At 52.3% G+C, this 21,657-nt stretch carries 20 protein-coding genes; 17 read left to right on the forward strand and 3 right to left on the reverse strand.

Annotated features, from left to right (window positions below):
- Positions 1 to 7 precede the first annotated feature (7 nt).
- Positions 8 to 961: a flagellar hook-associated protein FlgL gene (gene flgL / locus I6L54_RS10305; RefSeq protein ID WP_005129037.1), complete on the forward strand. Its 954-nt coding sequence runs from the start codon at positions 8 to 10 to the stop codon at positions 959 to 961.
- A gap of 78 nt (positions 962 to 1,039) precedes the next feature.
- Here the strand turns inward: flgL and I6L54_RS10310 are convergent, their stop codons facing one another.
- Positions 1,040 to 2,239, reverse strand: coding sequence for an MFS transporter (locus tag I6L54_RS10310; RefSeq protein WP_040230678.1), 1,200 nt, complete (start codon positions 2,237 to 2,239; stop codon positions 1,040 to 1,042).
- A gap of 111 nt (positions 2,240 to 2,350) precedes the next feature.
- Here I6L54_RS10310 and I6L54_RS10315 point away from each other — a divergent pair, with 111 nt between their 5' ends.
- Entirely contained in the window at positions 2,351 to 3,286 is a 936-nt protein-coding gene (locus tag I6L54_RS10315) for a LysR family transcriptional regulator (protein WP_040230679.1), read from the forward strand.
- Between the two features lie 40 nt (positions 3,287 to 3,326).
- Here I6L54_RS10315 and rne read toward each other — a convergent pair whose 3' ends face one another.
- Entirely contained in the window at positions 3,327 to 6,575 is a 3,249-nt protein-coding gene (rne, locus tag I6L54_RS10320; protein ID WP_040230681.1) for a ribonuclease E, read from the reverse strand.
- A gap of 699 nt (positions 6,576 to 7,274) precedes the next feature.
- Between rne and rluC the strand changes: the two genes are divergently transcribed.
- Entirely contained in the window at positions 7,275 to 8,228 is a 954-nt protein-coding gene (rluC, locus tag I6L54_RS10325; protein ID WP_005129028.1) for a 23S rRNA pseudouridine(955/2504/2580) synthase RluC, read from the forward strand.
- Positions 8,229 to 8,360: 132 nt separating this feature from the next.
- Here the strand turns inward: rluC and I6L54_RS10330 are convergent, their stop codons facing one another.
- Positions 8,361 to 8,945 (reverse strand): Maf family protein, encoded by a 585-nt coding sequence (locus I6L54_RS10330; RefSeq protein WP_040230685.1) that lies wholly within the window; start codon positions 8,943 to 8,945, stop codon positions 8,361 to 8,363.
- 197 nt (positions 8,946 to 9,142) lie between these two features.
- Between I6L54_RS10330 and yceD the strand changes: the two genes are divergently transcribed.
- The 14 genes from yceD to ptsG all read left to right on the forward strand — a co-directional run bounded on the left by yceD (position 9,143) and on the right by ptsG (position 21,630).
- Positions 9,143 to 9,664: a 23S rRNA accumulation protein YceD gene (gene yceD / locus I6L54_RS10335; RefSeq protein WP_003036239.1), complete on the forward strand. Its 522-nt coding sequence runs from the start codon at positions 9,143 to 9,145 to the stop codon at positions 9,662 to 9,664.
- 16 nt (positions 9,665 to 9,680) lie between these two features.
- Positions 9,681 to 9,854 carry a 50S ribosomal protein L32 gene (rpmF, locus tag I6L54_RS10340; protein ID WP_003036242.1) on the forward strand — a complete coding sequence of 58 codons (174 nt, stop codon included), beginning with the start codon at positions 9,681 to 9,683 and terminating at the stop codon, positions 9,852 to 9,854.
- Positions 9,855 to 9,976: 122 nt separating this feature from the next.
- Positions 9,977 to 11,056 (forward strand): phosphate acyltransferase PlsX, encoded by a 1,080-nt coding sequence (gene plsX / locus I6L54_RS10345; RefSeq protein ID WP_072041423.1) that lies wholly within the window; start codon positions 9,977 to 9,979, stop codon positions 11,054 to 11,056.
- A 77-nt stretch (positions 11,057 to 11,133) separates the two neighbouring features.
- Positions 11,134 to 12,087, forward strand: coding sequence for a beta-ketoacyl-ACP synthase III (fabH, locus tag I6L54_RS10350; RefSeq protein WP_005129019.1), 954 nt, complete (start codon positions 11,134 to 11,136; stop codon positions 12,085 to 12,087).
- A gap of 15 nt (positions 12,088 to 12,102) precedes the next feature.
- Positions 12,103 to 13,032, forward strand: coding sequence for an ACP S-malonyltransferase (fabD, locus tag I6L54_RS10355; RefSeq protein ID WP_005129018.1), 930 nt, complete (start codon positions 12,103 to 12,105; stop codon positions 13,030 to 13,032).
- A gap of 12 nt (positions 13,033 to 13,044) precedes the next feature.
- Positions 13,045 to 13,779, forward strand: coding sequence for a 3-oxoacyl-ACP reductase FabG (gene fabG / locus I6L54_RS10360; RefSeq protein ID WP_005129017.1), 735 nt, complete (start codon positions 13,045 to 13,047; stop codon positions 13,777 to 13,779).
- 155 nt (positions 13,780 to 13,934) lie between these two features.
- Complete coding sequence (gene acpP, locus I6L54_RS10365; protein WP_000103754.1) at positions 13,935 to 14,171, forward strand: acyl carrier protein; 237 nt, start codon at positions 13,935 to 13,937, stop codon at positions 14,169 to 14,171.
- 85 nt (positions 14,172 to 14,256) lie between these two features.
- Positions 14,257 to 15,498, forward strand: a complete 1,242-nt coding sequence (gene fabF, locus I6L54_RS10370) for a beta-ketoacyl-ACP synthase II (RefSeq protein ID WP_005129014.1) — start codon at positions 14,257 to 14,259, stop codon at positions 15,496 to 15,498.
- Between the two features lie 130 nt (positions 15,499 to 15,628).
- Positions 15,629 to 16,438 carry an aminodeoxychorismate lyase gene (gene pabC / locus I6L54_RS10375; protein WP_005129012.1) on the forward strand — a complete coding sequence of 270 codons (810 nt, stop codon included), beginning with the start codon at positions 15,629 to 15,631 and terminating at the stop codon, positions 16,436 to 16,438.
- A gap of 2 nt (positions 16,439 to 16,440) precedes the next feature.
- Entirely contained in the window at positions 16,441 to 17,463 is a 1,023-nt protein-coding gene (gene yceG, locus I6L54_RS10380) for a cell division protein YceG (protein WP_040230692.1), read from the forward strand.
- Positions 17,453 to 18,094 (forward strand): dTMP kinase, encoded by a 642-nt coding sequence (gene tmk, locus I6L54_RS10385; RefSeq protein ID WP_040230694.1) that lies wholly within the window; start codon positions 17,453 to 17,455, stop codon positions 18,092 to 18,094. Before yceG ends, tmk begins: the two co-directional genes overlap by 11 nt.
- Positions 18,091 to 19,095, forward strand: a complete 1,005-nt coding sequence (holB, locus tag I6L54_RS10390) for a DNA polymerase III subunit delta' (protein ID WP_005129007.1) — start codon at positions 18,091 to 18,093, stop codon at positions 19,093 to 19,095. The genes tmk and holB overlap by 4 nt, the downstream gene beginning before the upstream one ends.
- Before the next feature lie 10 nt (positions 19,096 to 19,105).
- A complete protein-coding gene (locus I6L54_RS10395) occupies positions 19,106 to 19,903 on the forward strand; it encodes a metal-dependent hydrolase (protein ID WP_040230696.1) in 798 nt (265 codons plus the stop codon).
- A gap of 293 nt (positions 19,904 to 20,196) precedes the next feature.
- Positions 20,197 to 21,630, forward strand: a complete 1,434-nt coding sequence (gene ptsG / locus I6L54_RS10400) for a PTS glucose transporter subunit IIBC (protein ID WP_005128998.1) — start codon at positions 20,197 to 20,199, stop codon at positions 21,628 to 21,630.
- The last annotated feature ends 27 nt before the right edge of the window (positions 21,631 to 21,657 follow it).

Below are 21,657 nucleotides of genomic sequence, written 5' to 3' on the forward strand. Positions count from 1 at the left end.
GAATTCAATGCGTATCAGTACTCAGATGATGTACCAGCAGAATATGCGCGGCATCACCAACTCTCAGGCTGAATGGTTGAAATTTGGCGAGCAGATGTCAACGGGGAAACGCGTGAACAACCCGTCTGACGATCCGATTGCCGCATCACAGGCCGTGGTACTTTCACAGGCCCAGGCGCAGAACAGCCAATATACGCTGGCGCGCACTTTCGCGACGCAAAAAGTGTCACTGGAAGAGAACGTGTTAAGCCGGGCGACGACCGCTATTACCGCGGCACAGGAAAAAATTGTCAATGCTGGCAACGGTACATTGAGTGATGATAACCGGGCATCGTTGGCAACTGATTTGCAAGGGATCCGCGATCAGTTAATGAATCTGGCGAACAGTACCGACGGTAATGGTCGTTATATCTTTGGCGGCTACAAAACGGAAGCCCCGCCATTTGCCCAGACTGATGGTACCTATAGTGGTGGAACTCAAAATATCACCCAACAGGTCGATGCCGCTCGGTCAATGGTGATTGGTCATACCGGGGATAAGATTTTTGACTCGGTGACCAGCAACGCGGTTCCAGAGCCAGATGGAAGCAAGTCAGAAACGAACTTATTCGTCATGTTGGATACCGCTATTGCAGCCCTGAATAAGCCGATTGAAGGCGATGATGCGGCTAAAGAGGCAGCCAAAGCCGCCATCGATAAATCCAACCGTGGTCTGAAGAACTCACTGAATAATGTGCTGTCTGTTCGTGCTGAACTCGGTACGCAACTCAGTGAACTTAGCGCTCTGGACTCGTTGGGGGCCGATCGCGCGTTGGGTCAAACGCAACAGATGAGCAATCTGGTTGATGTTGACTGGAATGCGGCGATTTCTTCGTATGTTATGCAGCAGGCTGCGCTACAGGCATCGTATAAAACGTTTACCGATATGCAGGGAATGTCACTATTCCAGCTCAACCGGTAACAATCCTTTTTGAAACATATCATGAAACTGGATATGTTTGTCTGCCCGCTCCACATACACCCCGGAGCGGGCATTTTTTTAGGCTGCAGTTGTCTGGCTAACAGGTAATTTACCGGTCAGTCTAATTACCAGCGCAACAACGCCGCTGAAAGTGGCCAGTGTCACCACGCCTTCCCAGTTTGCCAGCGCATAGACCTGACTTCCGAGTACAGAACCCAGCGCCATGCCGATAAACACCATGGTAAATAGCAACGCATTCAGACGACCTCTTGCCTGAGGCTCCAGGCTATAAACCAGGTTCTGGTGGGCGACCAGGCTGGATTGCAGTCCGAGATCAAAGCCTATTGCTGACAGGGCAATCAGCAGCCACTGCCCCTGTACTGGCAGGGCCGGAAGCAAGAACATCAGTGCAAATGAAAGCGTGACTAACAGCGCGCCCAACTGTGTTACCCGTCCGGCACCTACTTTATCTGCCAGATGACCTGCCATAGGGGCTGCCAGCGCCCCGGCTGCCCCTGCAATACCAAATGCTCCCGCTATCGCACTGCCCATGTGGTAATGCTCAGAGAGCATAACCGCCAGTGTTGACCAGAAGGCGCTAAAGGCAATGGACAGGAAGCCCTGTGCCAACGCCGCCCGGCGTAGTGCAGGATAACGCTGCCACAGTTGCGCCATGGAGAACATTAATGCCGGATAACTCAGCGTGGAATGGACCGTAAAGCGGGGCAGCATTTTCCACATCAGTACGGCAATCACGGCAATACTGACAGCGGCAAGTTGATACATTTCCCGCCAGCCATAGGCTTCACCTACCAGCCCGCTGATGGTCCGCGAGAGTAAGATCCCCAGCAGAAGACCGGTCATGACGGTACCCACTGTCTTTCCCTGCTTGCCTTCAGGCGCAAGGATGGCTGCGGCCGGCACGATATCCTGAGCCATGGTCGCTGTCATCCCCATCAATAAGCTAACCAGCAGTAGCGAATGCAACTGACCGGTAAAGCTGCAGGCCAACAGCAGCGCGGCAAGAGAGACGCTTTTTAGCAGGATCAATGTCCGGCGGTCATAACGGTCGCCCAGCGGCAACAAAAACAAAATGCCCAGCGCGTATCCTGCCTGGGTGAGCGTTGGCACCAGCCCCATGCCGGTGACGTCTAAGGCCAGGTCCTGACCCATCAAAGGTAAAAGAGGCTGGGCATAATAGATTGCGGCAACGCTGAACCCAGCGCCCAGTGCCAGAACAAAAATAACCCAACGGGAAAGTGCGGTGTGTGTGTTCACAAATGATTCCTCAATCACGGGATGTGCGGTTATTTTTATCCTTCAACAGGTAGCACGGTAGCGAGCGCAGTGGTAAAACAGTTATACGTTACACGTATGAATAATGAATAAATGATAAAAACTGAACGTATAGATAGGGTGGAATTGATGCGCACGTTTGTGCGCATCGTCGAGGCCGGTTCGCTTTCAGCGGCGGCAAAGCAAATGGGCACCACCCAGGCAACCGTCAGTCGGCGGTTACAATCCCTTGAGACGCTGTTGGGCGTTAAGCTGATTATGCGTACCACCCATGCAATGAAGCTGACTGATGATGGTGAGCGAGGGTATCAGCATGCCAAACACATCATTGATGCCTGGCTGGCGCTGGAGGACGGACTGAACATCACGGAGGATGAGCCGGTGGGGACGTTGCGGGTTCGGGCACCACATGCGTTCGGCCAACAACAACTCCTTGAACCGCTTCTGCAGTTCCTTTCCCGCTATCCACAGTTATCCGTTGAGTGGATGCTGAATGATAAGACCGTTGATTTTCTCAGCGACAATATCGACTGCGCTATCCGGGTTGGGGCTGAGGTTGATCCTGCTACGGTCTCGGTTTTACTGGCTGAAGTTCCCCGTAGTATGGTGGTGAGTCCCGCATTGCTGAAACAGTATGGTGAGCCTTCGCATCCGGAGCAGTTATCCGCGCTGCCGTGGATTGCCGTGAACACGTTTTACCAACACAGCGTTTCGTTACTGAATCAATCGCGTAATGAACCGGTCACTCTGAATATTTCACCCAGATTAAGCACCGACAGTATTTATGTTGCAAGAAATGCCGCCCTGGCAGGATTAGGTGTGACGATTGTGTCGAGCTGGATGGTCGAGGAAGATATTGCCAGCGGACGCCTGGTTGCGCTGCTACCCGAGTGGCATGCGGCATCGTTGCCTGTACATTTGGTCTACCCCTGGGCGCGCTACTATCCGACCCGATTACGCAAATTTTTAGCCTTAATGAAGGATGTCATGCCGCAGCTGACGGGGATGAAAGGCGTAGAACAGATATAAAAAAGCCGACCCGAAGGTCGGCTGTGATGTTGATTATGATTTACTCAACGGGCTGCGGGCGCGTTGCAGGCGCGGTCGCCTGGTGTGTGGCGCTGTGTCCGCCTGCAGCACCTTTGCCTTCAAAGGCGAATGCCGGGCGCTGCCACTCGCTATGACGCGGCGCTTCAGGCACATATTCCGGAGCCGGAGCGCGGGTCATCGGTGCGGTCGCATGGCTGTGAAGGTGTTCAGCATCAACACTGGCTGCGACAACTTCAGGCTTAACGACAGTCGCTTCTACAATTGGCGCTGCAACAACTTCCTGCGGCGCAGCAATCTCTTCAACAACTGGCGCTGTTTCCACAACTTCGGCAATCTCTTCAACCACTTCTGGCTGGGAAATAACAACCTCTGCAGGCTCTTCAACAACCGGCGCAGTCACAACGTCAGCCACAGGTTCGGCTTTCGCAGCGATCTCTTCGGCAACCGGTGCGTCAGACTCAGCGATAATTTGCGGTTGCTGCTCGACCGGAGTAGCAATAACTTCCGGATGCGTGGTTTCAACAACGACGGCCTGCGTTTCCGCTACGCTAACATCAGGTTGCACGACGTTTTCCTGTACAGGGATATCCGCAATGTGCTCAACGACAGCGGCGGCGGCTTGAGGCTCTACTGCCACAGATGCGTTTTGTTCCTGATCCAGTTTCTGTTCGCGCTGTTCTTCAACCTGCATGTCCTGAGTGCGGGCAACAGGGTAGCTAATCCAGACTTTGCCGGACGCTAATTCCGGAGAAGCACAGGCAACCGTTAACGGCATCGGCGACTGAACCGGATAGCGTTCGTCCCGATAGCGACGACGACGCTGCCCGCTTACGCGCAGATGGCGAGGAGAACGACGCGAGCGACGGGGCATACCGTTATTATCGCGTGCTTCGTTGTTGTCCTCTTGCTCTGGTGCAACGACTACGGGTAAATCGACTTTAGCCAGTTCGGTACGTTGAGCCGGGGCGGACTGTTCAACCGATTGAGCAACGGCGGTTTCAGCAACAATCGCTGCAGTCGCCACTTCGGCTTCAACCGGCGCGCTGTCGGTGAATCGAACTTTCTGATTCAACTGACGCTGTTTACGACGAGTTTGCGGCTGACGCACGCGTTCTTCCTGCTCGGAATCCTGCGCAGGCTGTTCAGCCAGGTTCAGTTCTTTAACTTCCTGCTGTGCCTGACGTTTGTCATCGTTGCGACGACGGTTGCGTTCGCGACGCGGGGCCTGCTGCTCATCACCAGATTTCGCTTTGTCTGCGACGTCAGTGGATTGCTGGCGGTTATCGCGTGCTTCCGCATTTTGCTGCTGTGACTGACGACGGTTACGGCGGTTATCTTCACGGTTTTCGCCGTTTTCTGAACGCTCATTACGGTTGTCACGGTCACCACGGTTGTCACGATTATCACGACGCTCGTTACGATCGCGACGATTGTTCTGACGCGGTTTGCGACGATCCTGCTGGCGTTCCGTTTTCTCTTCAGCTTTCGGGGCCGGTTGTTCAACCGGTTTCACTTCTTCACTGCTGCCAAAGATGGACTTCAGCGCGCCGAAGAAACGGCTAATCAAACCCGGCTGTGCGGCGACAGGTGCGGTCGCGGCAGCAGCTTTAGGCGCGGCAGCTTTCACTGCTGGCTCCTGCAGTGCAGGAGCCGGCGGAACATCAGGCATCGCGAAAGTGGCGAGTGCCGGTTGTTCAGGTTGCTTACGCTCGACGTATTCTTCTTCCGTCGGCAACGCCATCGCTTCTTCGTGCAGTTTCGGCAGCAGATAGCTCAGAGTTGGCGTCTCTTCCCCTTTGCGTACACGCAGTACGGAATAGTGCGGCGTTTCCATCTGATCGTTTGGCACGATCACACAGCGCACACCGTTCTGACGCGTCTCAATGGCATTGACCGCAGTACGTTTTTCGTTGAGCAGATAAGACGCAATGGGTACCGGGACGATCGCGTGAACTTCCTGGGTATTCTCTTTCAGCGCTTCTTCTTCGATCAGGCGCAGAATGGAGAGCGACAGCGATTCGTTGTCACGCACGGTACCGGTGCCGGAGCAACGCGGGCAGACGTGGTGACTGGATTCACCCAGTGACGGGCTCAGACGCTGGCGGGACATTTCCAGCAGACCGAAGCGAGAAATATGGCTGATCTGAATACGCGCTCTGTCCTGACGAACGGCTTCACGCAGACGGTTTTCTACCGCTCGCTGGTGGCGAACCGGGGTCATATCGATAAAATCGATGACGATCAGGCCACCAAGGTCACGTAAACGCAGCTGACGCGCAATTTCATCGGCAGCTTCAAGGTTAGTGTTAAACGCCGTTTCTTCAATATCGCCGCCGCGAGTTGCGCGTGCGGAGTTGATATCGATAGCTGTCAGCGCTTCAGTGCTGTCGATAACGATTGAGCCGCCGGAAGGCAGACGCACTTCACGTTGGAAGGCGGATTCAATCTGGGATTCAATCTGGTAGTGGCTGAACAGCGGGATTTCACCGGTGTACAGTTTGATTTTGCTGCTGAAATCCGGACGACCCAGCGCAGCGATGTGCTGACGCGCCATCTCCATCACTTTCGGGTTATCGATAAGGATTTCACCAATATCCTGACGTAAATAGTCACGGAAAGCACGAACGATGACGTTGCTTTCCTGGTGGATCAGGAACGGGGCAGGGCGGCTTTCAGCCGCTTTTTGAATGGCTTCCCAGTGTTTCAGACGGAAGCTCAGGTCCCACTGCAGTGCTTCGGCCGATTTGCCGACACCTGCGGTACGCACGATAAGCCCCATGCCATCAGGCAGTTCGAGGCTTGCCAGCGCTTCTTTTAATTCGGTACGGTCATCGCCTTCAATGCGACGAGAGATGCCGCCCGCACGCGGATTGTTCGGCATCAAAACCAGATAGCTGCCTGCCAGACTGATAAAGGTTGTCAGTGCTGCGCCTTTATTTCCGCGCTCTTCTTTATCTATCTGAACGATAACTTCCTGACCTTCACGCAACACATCTTTAATGTTGGGGCGGCCGTGGGAACTGTAGTTTGCGGGGAAATATTCGCGGGCGATTTCTTTTAACGGGAGGAAACCGTGACGTTCAGCTCCGTAATCAACAAAAGCAGCTTCCAGACTCGGTTCAATACGGGTAATTTTACCTTTATAGATGTTGGCTTTTTTCTGCTCGTGTCCAGGACTTTCGATATCCAGATCGTACAGACGCTGCCCATCTACAAGGGCGACACGCAACTCTTCCTGCTGAGTCGCGTTAATTAACATTCTTTTCATCGTAACTTACTCATTATTCTTACATTGACGACTAAGCTGCGGGCAGAGAAATGCCTTTCCGGGTGTGAACCGATGGCCTCGTGTCTATTCGCGTCGCCAACCTCACGGTTATCGTCAGCTCAAAGAGGCGCAGAGTGTCGGTTGCCTGTATTTCATACGGAAACACAGCGCAATTATCAGGGGAACAGTCTGGGTATTACTCTCCAGAGAAGCTTCCATTGTGCTTGTCGTCTTTCACGCTGTTGGTGCGTTGGCTTCATCTTCTCACCCCAGACACTTACAGGAGTAAGCTTCTGGTGGTTCCCAGACTTGCCGCCTTCCTACAACGCGAAATCCATAGAGCACTTACCGGTAAGGACTGCAACCCGCAGCCCGCTAACTGCCTGAAAGATCAATACGTCTTACGCCATTGCTGCGTTGATGATCGGTCGGGCAAAATTGGGTCATTCCGGAAAAGTTCTTGTTTTAACAAGATTCAACACGGAAACAAGACCATTATTCCACTGCTAACCTTGTTATAGCAAGATGACTTTTGCCATTTATCACCCGGTTACTCACAGTTTTTACACTTCCGCCTGGTGATTGCTTTAATAACCACCAAATCGGTTATGTCAAACTTAAGTAATCGGGTATAGCAGTTAATATAAGCATAGAAAAATGTGTGGCGCGAATCTTGATGGCTATTTAAAATCGGCCCCCATGAAAACAGAGACTCCAGCCGTAAAAATAGTTGCCATTACTGCCGATGAAGCAGGGCAACGCATCGACAACTTTTTGCGCACCCAGCTCAAAGGCGTGCCGAAGAGTATGATTTATCGCATTTTGCGTAAAGGCGAAGTGCGGGTGAATAAAAAACGCATCAAACCCGAGTACAAACTTGAAGACGGGGATATTGTGCGTATTCCGCCAGTGCGTGTCGCTGAGCGTGAAGAAGAAGCGATTTCTCCGAATTTGCAGAAGGTCGCTGCGCTGACTGATGTCATTTTGTATGAAGATGACCATATTCTGGTGCTTAACAAACCTTCTGGCACCGCCGTCCATGGTGGCAGCGGATTAAGCTTCGGCGTGATCGAAGGTTTACGTGCCTTACGTCCGGAAGCGCGTTTCCTTGAACTGGTGCATCGTCTGGACCGTGATACATCCGGTGTGTTGCTGGTCGCCAAAAAGCGCTCGGCGCTGCGTTCACTGCATGAACAATTGCGTGAAAAAGGGATGCAAAAAGACTATCTGGCACTGGTAAGAGGTCAGTGGCAATCGCATGTCAAAGCTGTGCAGGCACCTTTGTTAAAGAACATTCTGCAAAGCGGCGAACGTATCGTGCGGGTAAATCAGGAAGGAAAACCGTCGGAAACCCGTTTTAAAGTGGAGGAGCGCTATGCGTTTGCCACGCTGGTACGTTGTAGCCCGGTAACCGGTCGTACTCACCAGATCCGTGTGCATACGCAATTTGCCGGACATCCGATTGCTTTTGATGACCGCTATGGCGACCGTGAGTTCGATAAGCAACTGACGGGTACGGGGTTGAACCGTCTGTTTCTGCACGCTGCTGCGTTGAAGTTTACTCATCCTGGTACGGGTGAGGTTATGCGGGTTGAAGCGCCGATGGATAATCAGCTGAAACGCTGCCTTGAGGTATTACGCAGCAAAGCCTGATGCGCGTTGCGATTTTATCGCGTTAAACCCGTAGGCCGGATAAGACGTTTACGTCGCCATCCGGCATCTTTCCGCCTGATGGCGCTGCGCTTATCAGGCCTACTTGATTACGCCTGTACAGCCGTTCTTTAATCAGGCGTTCAGCGGGTTCATCTCTTCCCGGCGCAGCATCTGACACAAGGCGATCAGCGGCAAGCCAATCAGTGTGTTAGGATCGCGGCCCTCCAGACGCTCGAAGAGTGCGATACCTAATCCTTCACTTTTAAAACTACCTGCGCAGTGTAACGGGCGTTCTTTACGCACGTAATCTTCAATCTCCATTTCACTTAAATGGCGGAAATGGACATCGAACGGTTCAACTTCGGTTTGTAGATGACCGTTAGCTGAATTATAAAGCGCCAGTCCGGTGTAAAAAGTGACAATATTTCCACTGGCTTTGGTTAATTGTTGTCTGGCGTTTTCTTCCGTTAACGGCTTGCCGGTTATTTCACCATCAAGAACACAAATTTGATCAGACCCAATTATCAAATGTGATGGAAACCGATGGGCAAGGGATTGCGCTTTTTCCTGTGCCAGGCGTAACACTAAATGCCGGGGTGTTTCGCCGGGTAAGGGGGTTTCATCAACCTCTGGGGCTGCGCATTCAAACGGGATGGCCAATTTTTCGAGCAAAGCGCGACGCCAGGGAGAGGTAGACGCAAGAATAAGTTGAGGCATATTTTTTCTCCCGCATATAGCGTAATGATGAGAGCCATTTTAAACTATGAACTTCGTCCTTCAAGCTGGCTGCGATGGCTTGTCGTGATCGATTTTAAGTCGATGACCCGCAATGTGTGCGAATTATTGGCAAAAGGCAACCACAGGCTGCCTTTTTCTTTGACTATATGACGTTACAAAGTTAATATGCGCGCCCTATGCAAAAGGTAAAATTACCCCTGACTCTTGATCCGGTTCGTACGGCTCAAAAACGCCTCGATTATGAAGGTATCTATACTTCTGATCTGGTTGAGCGCGTCGCCGATTCTGTAGTCAGTGTGGACAGTGATGTGGAATGCTCCATGTCGTTCGCTATCGATAACCAGCGCCTTGCCGTTATAACCGGTGATGCAAAGGTTTCGGTTACGCTCGAGTGTCAGCGTTGCGGGAAACCGTTCCCACTTCATGTTCACACAACATATTGTTTTAGTCCTGTCCGTTCTGACGAGCAGGCTGAAGCACTCCCGGAAGCGTATGAGCCGATTGAGGTTAACGAATTCGGTGAAATCGATCTGCTTGCAATGGTTGAAGATGAGATTATCCTCTCCTTGCCGGTAGTTCCGGTGCATGATTCTGAACACTGTGAAGTGTCCGAGGCGGACATGGTCTTTGGCGAATTGCCTGATGAAGCGCAAAAACCAAACCCATTTGCCGTATTAGCCAGCTTAAAGCGTAAGTAATTGAGGAGTAAGGTCCATGGCCGTACAACAGAATAAACCAACCCGTTCCAAACGTGGCATGCGTCGTTCTCATGACGCTCTGACCGCAGTCACCAGCCTGTCTGTAGACAAAACTTCTGGTGAACAACACCTGCGTCACCACATCACTGCCGACGGTTTCTACCGTGGCCGTAAGGTAATCGCTAAGTAATCACGCATGACTCAATGGGTTTCCCACTTCGGTGAGAAACACAGAGAGTACAAGCGTGATGAAGCTTAGTGAGGCTTTCCCCGGGTAACTGGGGAAATACCTAACCGGGCAGCGACGATACCTTGACACGTCTAACCCTGGCGTTAGATGTCATGGGGGGAGATTTTGGCCCTACCGTGACAGTGCCTGCAGCATTGCAGGCACTGAATTCTAATTCGCAACTCACTCTTCTTTTAGTCGGGGATCCCGATACAATCGCGCCATTACTTGCCAAAGCTGACTTCGAACAACGTTCACGTCTGCAGATTATCCCTGCTCAGTCAGTTATTGCCAGTGATGCCCGGCCCTCGCAAGCTATTCGCGCCAGTCGTGGAAGCTCAATGCGTGTTGCCCTGGAGCTCGTGAAAGAAGGTCGAGCGCAAGCCTGTGTCAGCGCGGGTAATACGGGCGCACTAATGGGGCTTGCGAAACTCTTGCTCAAACCCCTTGAGGGTATTGAGCGTCCTGCGCTGGTCACGGTTTTACCGCATCAGCAAAAGGGCAAAACGGTGGTGCTGGATTTAGGCGCCAACGTGGATTGTGATAGCACGATGTTGGTGCAATTTGCCGTCATGGGTTCCGTGCTGGCAGAAGAGGTGGTTGGCATTGCCAGGCCTCGCGTTGCGTTACTCAATATCGGCGAAGAAGAAACTAAGGGTCTCGACAGTATTCGGGATGCTTCTGCTGTGCTAAAAACAATCCCTTCTATCAATTATATCGGCTATCTTGAAGCCAATGAGTTGCTGACTGGCAAAACTGATGTGTTGGTCTGTGACGGCTTTACAGGTAATGTCACATTAAAGACGATGGAAGGTGTTGTCAGAATGTTCCTTTCACTGCTGAAATCTCAGGGTGAGGGCAAAAAACGGTCGTGGTGGCTGCTGTTATTAAAACGTTGGTTACAAAAAAGCCTGACAAGGCGATTTAGTCACCTCAACCCCGACCAGTATAATGGCGCCTGTCTGTTAGGATTGCGCGGCACGGTGATTAAGAGTCATGGTGCTGCCAATCAGCGAGCATTTGAAGTCGCGATTGAACAGGCAGTGCAGGCGGTGCAGCGACAAGTTCCTCAGCGAATTGCCGCTCGCCTGGAATCTGTATACCCAGCTGGATTCGAACTGCTGGACGGTGGCGAAAGTATCAACTCACGAGTGCACAGGTAACAGTGCGACTGAGGGTGCTGTCAACGTACCAGTGATTTGCTCGTGGCGGTATATAACCAAAAAGTGACTGAGCGTACATGTATACGAAGATTATTGGTACTGGCAGCTATCTGCCTGAACAAGTGCGTACTAACGCCGATTTGGAAAAAATGGTCGAGACATCTGATGAGTGGATCGTCTCTCGTACAGGTATCCGCGAACGCCATATTGCTGGGCCAAATGAAACCGTTGCGACGATGGGCTTTGCCGCCGCGAACCGTGCACTTGAAATGGCCGGTATCGACAAAGAACAAATTGGTCTGATTGTGGTTGCTACCACGTCATCAACCCACGCATTTCCAAGCGCGGCATGCCAGATCCAAAGTATGCTGGGGATTAAAGGCTGTCCGGCATTTGATGTTGCTGCAGCCTGTGCGGGTTTTACCTATGCACTTAGCGTTGCCGATCAGTATGTAAAATCCGGCGCCGTCAAACATGCGTTGGTTGTCGGGTCGGATGTGCTGGCGCGCACGTGCGATCCAACCGACCGTGGAACGATCATTATTTTTGGTGATGGCGCGGGTGCGGTTGTACTGAGTGCATCAGAAGAGCCGGGTATTATCTCCACCCATTTGCACGCTGACGGTAGCTATGGCGAACTGCTGACGCTGCCTAATGCCGATCGCGTGAATCCGGAAAACCCGATTCACCTGACGATGGCGGGTAACGAAGTATTTAAAGTTGCGGTTACCGAACTTGCTCATATCGTTGATGAAACGCTGGAAGCAAATAATCTCGACCGTTCTGCGCTGGACTGGCTGGTGCCACATCAGGCAAACCTGCGCATTATCAGCGCAACAGCGAAAAAGCTGGGTATGTCGATGGATAATGTCGTCGTCACGCTGGACAGACACGGCAATACGTCCGCTGCCTCCGTACCGTGCGCGTTGGACGAAGCCGTCCGGGACGGGCGAATTAAAGCAGGGCAGTTGGTATTGCTTGAAGCCTTCGGAGGTGGATTCACCTGGGGCTCCGCGCTGGTTCGTTTCTAGTATAAGGATTTTAACATGACGCAATTTGCATTTGTGTTCCCCGGTCAGGGTTCTCAAACCGTTGGAATGTTGTCTGATATGGCAGCAAGCTACCCAATTGTTGAAGAAACTTTTGCTGAAGCCTCAGCGGCGCTGGGCTATGATCTGTGGGTTCTGACTCAGCAAGGTCCGGCAGAAGAACTGAATAAAACCTGGCAGACGCAGCCAGCGCTGTTGACGGCATCTGTCGCGCTGTATCGCGTATGGCAGCAGCAGGGTGGTAAAACACCTGCGCTGATGGCAGGTCACAGTCTGGGTGAATACTCTGCGCTGGTGTGTGCAGGTGTTATCAGTTTTGCTGATGCCGTGCGCCTTGTTGAACTGCGTGGCAAATTTATGCAGGAAGCGGTTCCGGAAGGCACTGGTGGCATGTCTGCTATCATTGGTCTGGATGATGCTGCTATCGCGAAAGCGTGCGAAGAATCTGCTGAAGGTCAGGTGGTTTCACCGGTAAACTTTAACTCACCGGGTCAGGTGGTTATTGCCGGGCACAAAGAAGCTGTAGAGCGTGCAGGTGCAGCCTGTAAAGCTGCTGGCGCTAAGCGTGCTCTGCCGTTACCGGTTAGCGTTCCATCTCACTGTGCGCTAATGAAGCCAGCAGCCGAGAAACTGGCTGTTGAACTGCAGAAAATTACCTTTAACACGCCGATTGTTTCCGTTGTGAACAACGTTGACGTGAAGTGCGAAACCACTGCCGATGCTATCCGCGATGCGCTGGTTCGTCAACTTTACAGCCCGGTTCAGTGGACTAAGACCGTTGAATTTATGGCATCCCAGGGCGTAGAGCACCTGTATGAAGTCGGTCCAGGTAAAGTCCTCACCGGTTTGACGAAACGTATTGTTGACACCCTGACTGCTTCGGCACTGAATGAGCCGGCGGCGATGTCTGCGGCGCTAGAGCAATAAAAGAGGAAAACCATGAGTTTTGAAGGAAAAATCGCGCTGGTTACCGGTGCAAGCCGTGGCATTGGCCGCGCAATTGCTGAGACACTCGTTGCCCGTGGCGCGAAAGTTATCGGTACTGCAACCAGCGAAAGCGGCGCGCAGGCCATTAGCGATTACTTAGGTGCAAATGGCAAAGGTCTGATGTTGAATGTGACCGATCCTGCATCTATCGAATCAGTTCTGGGAAATATTCGTGCAGAATTTGGTGAAGTCGATATCCTGGTCAATAATGCCGGGATTACTCGTGATAACCTGTTAATGCGCATGAAAGATGACGAGTGGAACGATATCATCGAAACCAACCTGTCATCTGTTTTCCGTCTGTCAAAAGCGGTAATGCGAGCTATGATGAAAAAGCGTCATGGGCGTATTATCACTATCGGTTCTGTGGTTGGTACCATGGGAAATGCGGGTCAGGCTAACTACGCTGCGGCGAAAGCGGGTCTGATCGGCTTCAGTAAATCACTGGCGCGCGAAGTTGCGTCTCGTGGCATTACTGTAAACGTTGTTGCTCCGGGCTTTATTGAAACGGACATGACGCGTGCGCTGTCTGATGATCAGCGTGCGGGTATTCTGGCGCAGGTTCCTGCGGGTCGCCTTGGCGGCGCTCAGGAAATCGCCAGTGCGGTTGCATTTTTAGCTTCTGACGAAGCAAGTTACATCACAGGTGAGACTTTGCACGTCAACGGCGGGATGTACATGGTTTAACCACGATTGAAAAATATTTGCGTTATTAGGGTGAATGGCCTCAAAATAGCGCAAAATCGTGGTAAGACCTGCCGGGATTTAGTTGCAAATTTTTCAACATTTTATACACTACGAAAACCATCGCGAAAGCGAGTTTTGATAGGAAATTTAAGAGTATGAGCACTATCGAAGAACGCGTTAAGAAAATTATCGGCGAACAGCTGGGCGTTAAGCAGGAAGAAGTAACCAACAATGCTTCCTTCGTTGAAGACCTGGGCGCAGATTCTCTTGACACCGTTGAGCTGGTAATGGCTCTGGAAGAAGAGTTTGATACTGAGATTCCGGACGAAGAAGCTGAGAAAATCACTACCGTTCAGGCTGCCATTGATTACATCAACGGCCACCAGGCGTAAGTGAACATCTCCAGGCGGTCATTCGACCGCCTGAGTTTTATCTTTTTTCCCACTTGAATTATTTTTCCCTCCCTGGAGGACAACCGTGTCTAAGCGTCGTGTAGTTGTGACCGGACTGGGCATGTTGTCTCCTGTCGGCAATACCGTAGAGTCTACCTGGAAAGCTCTCCTTGCCGGTCAGAGTGGCATCAGCCTGATCGACCATTTCGATACTAGCGCCTATGCAACGAAATTTGCTGGCTTAGTAAAGGATTTTAACTGTGACGACATTATCTCGCGCAAAGAACAGCGTAAGATGGATGCCTTCATTCAATATGGAATTGTCGCTGGCGTTCAGGCCATGCAGGATTCTGGCCTCGAAATTACGGAAGAGAACGCTCACCGTGTTGGCGCCGCTATCGGCTCCGGTATTGGCGGTCTCGGTCTTATCGAAGAAAACCATACCTCTCTGGTAAATGGTGGACCGCGTAAGATCAGCCCGTTCTTCGTTCCGTCGACGATTGTTAACATGGTGGCGGGTCATCTGACCATCATGTACGGCCTGCAAGGGCCAAGCATCTCCATCGCCACGGCCTGTACTTCAGGCGTGCACAACATCGGTCATGCTGCGCGTATCATTGCATACGGCGATGCGGATGCGATGGTTGCGGGTGGAGCAGAAAAAGCCAGTACACCGCTGGGTGTGGGTGGTTTTGGCGCAGCACGTGCGCTGTCTACGCGTAATGATAACCCGCAAGCGGCAAGTCGTCCGTGGGATAAAGAGCGTGACGGTTTTGTGCTGGGCGACGGCGCAGGTATGGTGGTACTGGAAGAGTACGAGCATGCGAAAGCACGTGGCGCAAAAATCTATGCTGAAGTGGTTGGTTTTGGTATGAGCAGCGATGCTTACCATATGACATCACCTCCGGAAAATGGTGCAGGTGCTGCACTGGCGATGGTCAATGCGCTGCGTGATGCGGCGATTGAGCCTGGTCGTATTGGCTATGTCAATGCGCATGGTACGTCCACACCAGCAGGTGATAAAGCAGAAACCCAGGCCGTGAAATCGGTGTTTGGGGATGCTGCACGTAGTGTGATGGTCAGTTCAACCAAATCCATGACCGGTCACCTGTTGGGTGCAGCGGGTGCGGTAGAGTCTATTTTCTCTATTCTGGCGCTGCGCGATCAGGCTGTTCCGCCAACCATCAACCTGGACAACCCGGATGAAGGTTGTGACCTGGATTTCGTTCCGCACGAGGCGCGCCAGGTTAGCGGTATGGAATACGCACTGTGTAACTCCTTCGGCTTCGGTGGCACCAACGGTTCTGTGATCTTCAAAAAGATCTAAGCGCCAGCAGGTGACTTACCAGGCTCTAAGAGAAAAGGCCCGCTTGTCGGGTCTTTTTTTATTCAGTTTTCAGTCCTTGTCCTGGGTGACTCATCCTGCCAAACTAGCGAACCACGAATAAGGAGCCACTATGTTCTTAATTAATGGCCGTGAGCAGGATATGCTGGCTGCAAGCGATCGGGCGATGCAGTTTGGTGATGGCTGCTTTACCACCGCGCGTATTACCGACGGCGAAATTTGCTTTTTTGCAGCGCATCTCCAGCGTTTACAGGACGCATGCCAAACATTGTTTATCCCCTTCGATAAGTGGTCAGAACTGCAAGCTGAAATGGAAAAACTGGCTGCAGGGCATGCACGTGGCGTACTGAAAGTGATTATCAGTCGTGGCAGTGGCGGTCGTGGTTACAGTGGGGCAAGCTGTCATGAGCCGACACGTATCCTCTCCGTCTCTGTTTACCCTGCACATTATGATAGCTGGCGAAAGCAAGGTATCGTGCTGACGTTAAGTCCTGTTCGCCTGGGGCGCAATCCGATGCTTGCCGGGCTTAAACATCTGAATCGACTTGAGCAGGTGTTGATTCGCTCTCATCTTGAGCAGACGGACGCCGATGAGGCGCTGGTTCTTGACAGCGAGGGATGGGTTACGGAATGCTGTGCGGCTAATTTGTTCTGGCGAAAAGACAGCGTGGTTTATACGCCGCGGCTGGATCAGGCCGGCGTGAATGGCATTATGCGACAATTCTGTATCCGGATGCTGGCACAATCGACGTTCAGTATTGTCGAAAAGTATGCCGGATTGGAAGAGGTTATGCGGGCCGATGAAATCGTCGTCTGTAATGCGTTAATGCCTGTTATTCCCGTGCGTGCTTGTGGTAACACGCTGCTGTCTTCACGTTTGTTATTCGATTTTTTAGCCCCACTTTGTGAGCACCCGAATTAGTCATGAAAAAACTGTTACTCGTTGTCCTGTTATTGCTGGTTGTGCTGGGCATTGCCGCGGGAGTGGGAATGTGGAAAGTTCGCCATCTGGCGGACAGTAAGTTATTGATCAAAGAAGAGACGATTTTTACGCTGAAAGCGGGGACGGGCCGTCTGGCGCTAGGGGAACAGTTGTATACGGACAAGGTTATCAATCGCCCGCGCGTGTTCCAGTGGCTGCTGCGTGTGGAACCCGACCTGTCGCATTTTAAAGCCGGAACCTACCGTTTTACGCCCGACATGACGGTGCGGGACATGCTACAACTGCTGGAAAGCGGTAAAGAGGCGCAGTTCCCGTTACGCCTGGTTGAAGGGATGCGCCTGAGCGATTACCTGAAACAGCTGCGCGATGCGCCGTATATCAAACATACGCTGAGTGATGATAACTATGAGACCGTCGCCCAGGCGCTGAAGCTGGAAAACCCGCAATGGGTGGAAGGCTGGTTCTGGCCAGATACCTGGATGTATACCGCGAATACCACCGACGTGGCGTTGCTAAAACGTGCGCATCAGAAAATGGTTAAAGCGGTGGACACCGTCTGGGAAGGGCGTGCTGACGGCTTGCCTTATCAGGATAAAAATCAGTTGGTCACCATGGCCTCTATCATTGAAAAAGAAACCGCGGTTGCCAGTGAGCGCGACCAGGTGGCTTCAGTCTTCATTAACCGCTTGCGTATTGGCATGCGTTTGCAAACCGATCCAACGGTGATTTACGGGATGGGGACACGGTATAATGGCAAATTATCGCGTGCGGATCTGGAAATGCCGACTGCCTATAACACTTATACCATCACAGGTTTGCCGCCGGGTCCGATTGCCATGCCTGGCGAGGCTTCGTTACAGGCCGCAGCGCATCCGGCCAAAACGCCGTATCTCTATTTCGTCGCTGACGGTAAAGGCGGCCACACGTTTAACACTAATCTTGTCAGCCACAACCGCTCCGTGCAGGATTATCTGAAAGTGCTTAAGGAAAAAAATGGGCAGTAACTATATCGTCATCGAGGGCCTGGAAGGCGCCGGAAAAACTACTGCGCGTAATGTGGTGGTTGAGACACTTGAGCAACTCGGGGTTCGCGACATGGTATTTACCCGCGAGCCCGGTGGGACACAGCTTGCGGAGAAATTAAGAAGTCTGGTGCTGGACATTAAATCGGTCGGCGACGAGGTGATTACCGACAAAGCCGAAGTCCTGATGTTTTATGCCGCGCGCGTCCAACTGGTTGAAACTGTGATTAAGCCGGCGCTGGCAAAAGGCCGCTGGGTTATTGGCGATCGTCACGATCTGTCGACCCAGGCCTATCAGGGCGGCGGCCGTGGCATCGATCAACACATGCTGGCAACCCTGCGCGATGCGGTGCTCGGCGATTTTCGCCCGGACCTGACGCTCTATCTGGATGTAACTCCAGAAGTCGGCTTAAAACGTGCCCGTGCCCGTGGCGAGCTGGATCGTATCGAGCAGGAATCTTTTGATTTCTTTAATCGCACCCGCGCACGCTATCTCGAACTCGCCGCTAAAGACGCCAGCATTCGTACTATTGATGCTACGCAGCCGCTGGAGGCTGTAATGGCTGATATCCGTAATACCATCACCGAGTGGGTGAAGGAGCAGGGCGCATGAAATGGTATCCATGGTTACGACCGGATTTTGAAAAACTGGTAGCCAGCTACCAGGCGGGTCGTGGTCACCATGCGTTACTGATTCAGGCGTTACCCGGCATGGGTGACGACGCGTTGATTTACGCGCTCAGCCGCTATTTAATGTGCCAGCAGCCGGAAGGACATAAAAGCTGCGGGCACTGCCGTGGCTGTCAGTTGATGCAGGCAGGTACACACCCGGACTACTATTCGTTGCTGCCGGAAAAAGGCAAAAGCACGCTGGGTATTGATGCGGTACGTGAAGTCAGCGAGAAGCTGTATGAGCATTCACGCCTTGGCGGTGCGAAAGTGGTGTGGATCCCGGATGCCGCTCAGTTAACCGATGCCGCCGCCAATGCCTTGCTGAAAACGCTGGAAGAACCGCCCGCGCAGACCTGGTTTTTCCTCGCCAGCACAGAGCCGGCAAGATTGTTAGCGACGCTACGTAGCCGCTGTCGGTTACATCATCTTGCTCCTCCGGCAGAATCGTATGCCATATCCTGGCTTGCCCGCGAAGTGACGGCATCTCAGGAGGCGCTACTGAGCGCATTGCGGCTGAGTGCCGGATCGCCCGGTGCGGCATTAACGTTGCTACAAGCCGAAAGCTGGGCGCACCGGACCGACTTCTGTGCGGCACTGGCGAACACATTGCAGTCCGACGACTGGTATATCCTGTTGGCGGCACTCAATCATGAGCAAGCTGCGACCCGTTTACACTGGCTGGCAACGTTGTTTACAGATGCCCTCAAACGCCCGTATGGTGTGGCACATTTAACTAATCCTGATGCTCTGGCGTTGATATCGTCAATCGCTGAGCGGTTATCCGTCGCGCAGATACAGGCGATACTTGGTGATGTTTGTCACTGTCGTCAGCAATTGCTTAACGTGACGGGCGTAAACCGTGAACTGGTATTAACCGATCTTATTCTCCGTACTGAGCATTATCTGCAACCAGGCACCACGCTGCCTGTTCCCCATCTTTGAGAGAGACATTATGTTTTTAGTCGACTCGCACTGCCATCTTGATGGCCTGGATTATCAATCTCTGCATAAGGACGTGGATGACGTGCTGGCGAAAGCGGCCGCACGCGATGTGAAGTTCTGTCTTGCCGTTGCCACCACGCTACCGGGATACCGCAGTATGCGTGAACTGGTTGGTGAACGTGACAATGTGGTTTTCTCCTGCGGGGTGCATCCGTTAAATCAGGACGAAACCTATGACGTTGAAGACCTGCGCCGTTATGCCGCTGAAGAAGGCGTTGTCGCGATGGGGGAGACCGGACTGGACTATTTCTATACGCCAGAAACCAAGGTGCGCCAGCAGGAATCATTCATCCACCACATTCAGATTGGCCGTGAGTTACACAAGCCTGTTATCGTACATACCCGCGATGCGCGTACTGATACGCTGTCGATTCTGCGCGAAGAAAAAGTGACGGATTGTGGCGGCGTACTACACTGTTTTACAGAGGACAGGGAAACTGCGGGTAAATTGCTGGATCTCGGATTTTATATCTCGTTTTCTGGCATCGTCACGTTCCGTAATGCTGAACAGCTTCGTGATGCTGCGCGTTATGTTCCGCTGGATCGTTTGTTAGTTGAGACTGATTCCCCATACCTTGCGCCCGTACCGCATCGTGGAAAAGAGAATCAGCCAGCCATGGTTCGTGATGTCGCAGAGTACATGGCCGTATTGAAAGGTGTTGCCGTTGAAGAACTGGCGCACATCACCACAGATAACTTTGCCCGCCTGTTTCACATCGACGCCTCTCGCCTGCAATCAGTCCGCTAACTGAGTTTTTTTAAAGCTCGTAATTAATAAATAAAGCGAGTAAAGTTCACCGCCATTAAATGGGCGGTGAATAACCAGTTGGAAACATTCAGATACTCAATTTATCGGAATGTGCGAGTTTTTCGGCCATCCAAAGCTGAATTGTGATAGCCGTCAAACAAAAACGAACTGAATTATTTTACTCTGTGTAATAAATAAAGGGTACTTAGATACCCTGTCCACGGCGAGGTTCTCCCCCCTCGCCAATGCGTGAGAACGTAGAAAAGCACAAATACTCAGGAGCACTCCTAATTATGTTTAAGAATGCATTTGCTAACCTGCAAAAGGTCGGTAAATCGCTGATGCTGCCGGTATCCGTACTCCCGATCGCAGGTATCCTGCTGGGTGTCGGTTCCGCTAACTTCAGCTGGCTGCCAGCCGTTGTATCGCACGTAATGGCAGAAGCAGGCGGTTCTGTTTTTGCGAACATGCCGCTGATTTTCGCTATCGGTGTTGCGTTAGGCTTCACCAACAACGACGGCGTATCCGCTCTGGCATCCGTTGTTGCTTACGGCATCATGGTCAAGACCATGGCTGTTGTTGCGCCGCTGGTTCTGCATTTACCTGCTGAAGAGATCGCCGCTAAACACCTTGCTGATACGGGTGTTCTCGGGGGAATTATCTCCGGTGCGATCGCAGCGTATATGTTCAACCGCTTCTACCGTATCAAATTGCCTGAGTATCTGGGCTTCTTTGCCGGTAAGCGCTTCGTTCCTATTATTTCTGGTCTGGCTGCCATCTTCACGGGTGTGGTCCTGTCCTTCATTTGGCCGCCGATCGGTACTGCTATTCAGACGTTCTCCCAGTGGGCTGCATACCAGAACCCGGTCGTGGCGTTCGGTATCTACGGCTTCATTGAACGCTGCCTTGTGCCGTTTGGTCTGCACCATATCTGGAACGTTCCATTCCAGATGCAGATCGGTGAATACACCAACGCTGCAGGCCAGGTTTTCCACGGCGACATCCCTCGCTATATGGCAGGTGACCCGACTGCGGGCAAACTGTCCGGTGGCTTCCTGTTCAAAATGTACGGTCTGCCGGCTGCCGCTATCGCTATCTGGCATTCTGCAAAACCAGAAAACCGTGCGAAAGTGGGCGGTATCATGATCTCCGCGGCGTTGACCTCGTTCCTGACCGGTATCACCGAGCCGATCGAGTTCTCCTTCATGTTCGTGGCACCGATTCTGTACATCATCCACGCGATTCTGGCTGGCCTGGCATTCCCAATCTGTATTCTACTGGGTATGCGCGACGGTACATCATTCTCCCACGGTCTGATCGACTTTATCGTTCTGTCCGGTAACAGCAGCAAACTGTGGCTGTTCCCGATTGTCGGTATCGGTTATGCGATCGTGTACTACACCATTTTCCGTGTGTTGATCAAAGCGCTGGACCTGAAAACGCCGGGTCGTGAAGATGCGACTGAAGACAACAAAGCGGGCGCGACTGGCGAAATGGCACCGGCCCTGGTTGCCGCGTTCGGCGGTAAAGAAAACATCACTAACCTCGATGCGTGCATCACACGTCTGCGCGTCAGCGTTGCTGACGTTGCCAAAGTGGATCAGGCTGGCCTGAAGAAACTGGGTGCGGCGGGCGTTGTGGTCGCGGGTTCTGGTGTTCAGGCTATTTTCGGTACCAAGTCCGATAACCTGAAAACTGAAATGGATGAGTACATCCGTAACAGCTAAGCAGTAAGACGTTGGGGAGAACTAAGG

It is taken from the genome of Citrobacter pasteurii (genome assembly GCF_019047765.1).
Classification (GTDB): Bacteria; Pseudomonadota; Gammaproteobacteria; order Enterobacterales; family Enterobacteriaceae; genus Citrobacter; species Citrobacter pasteurii.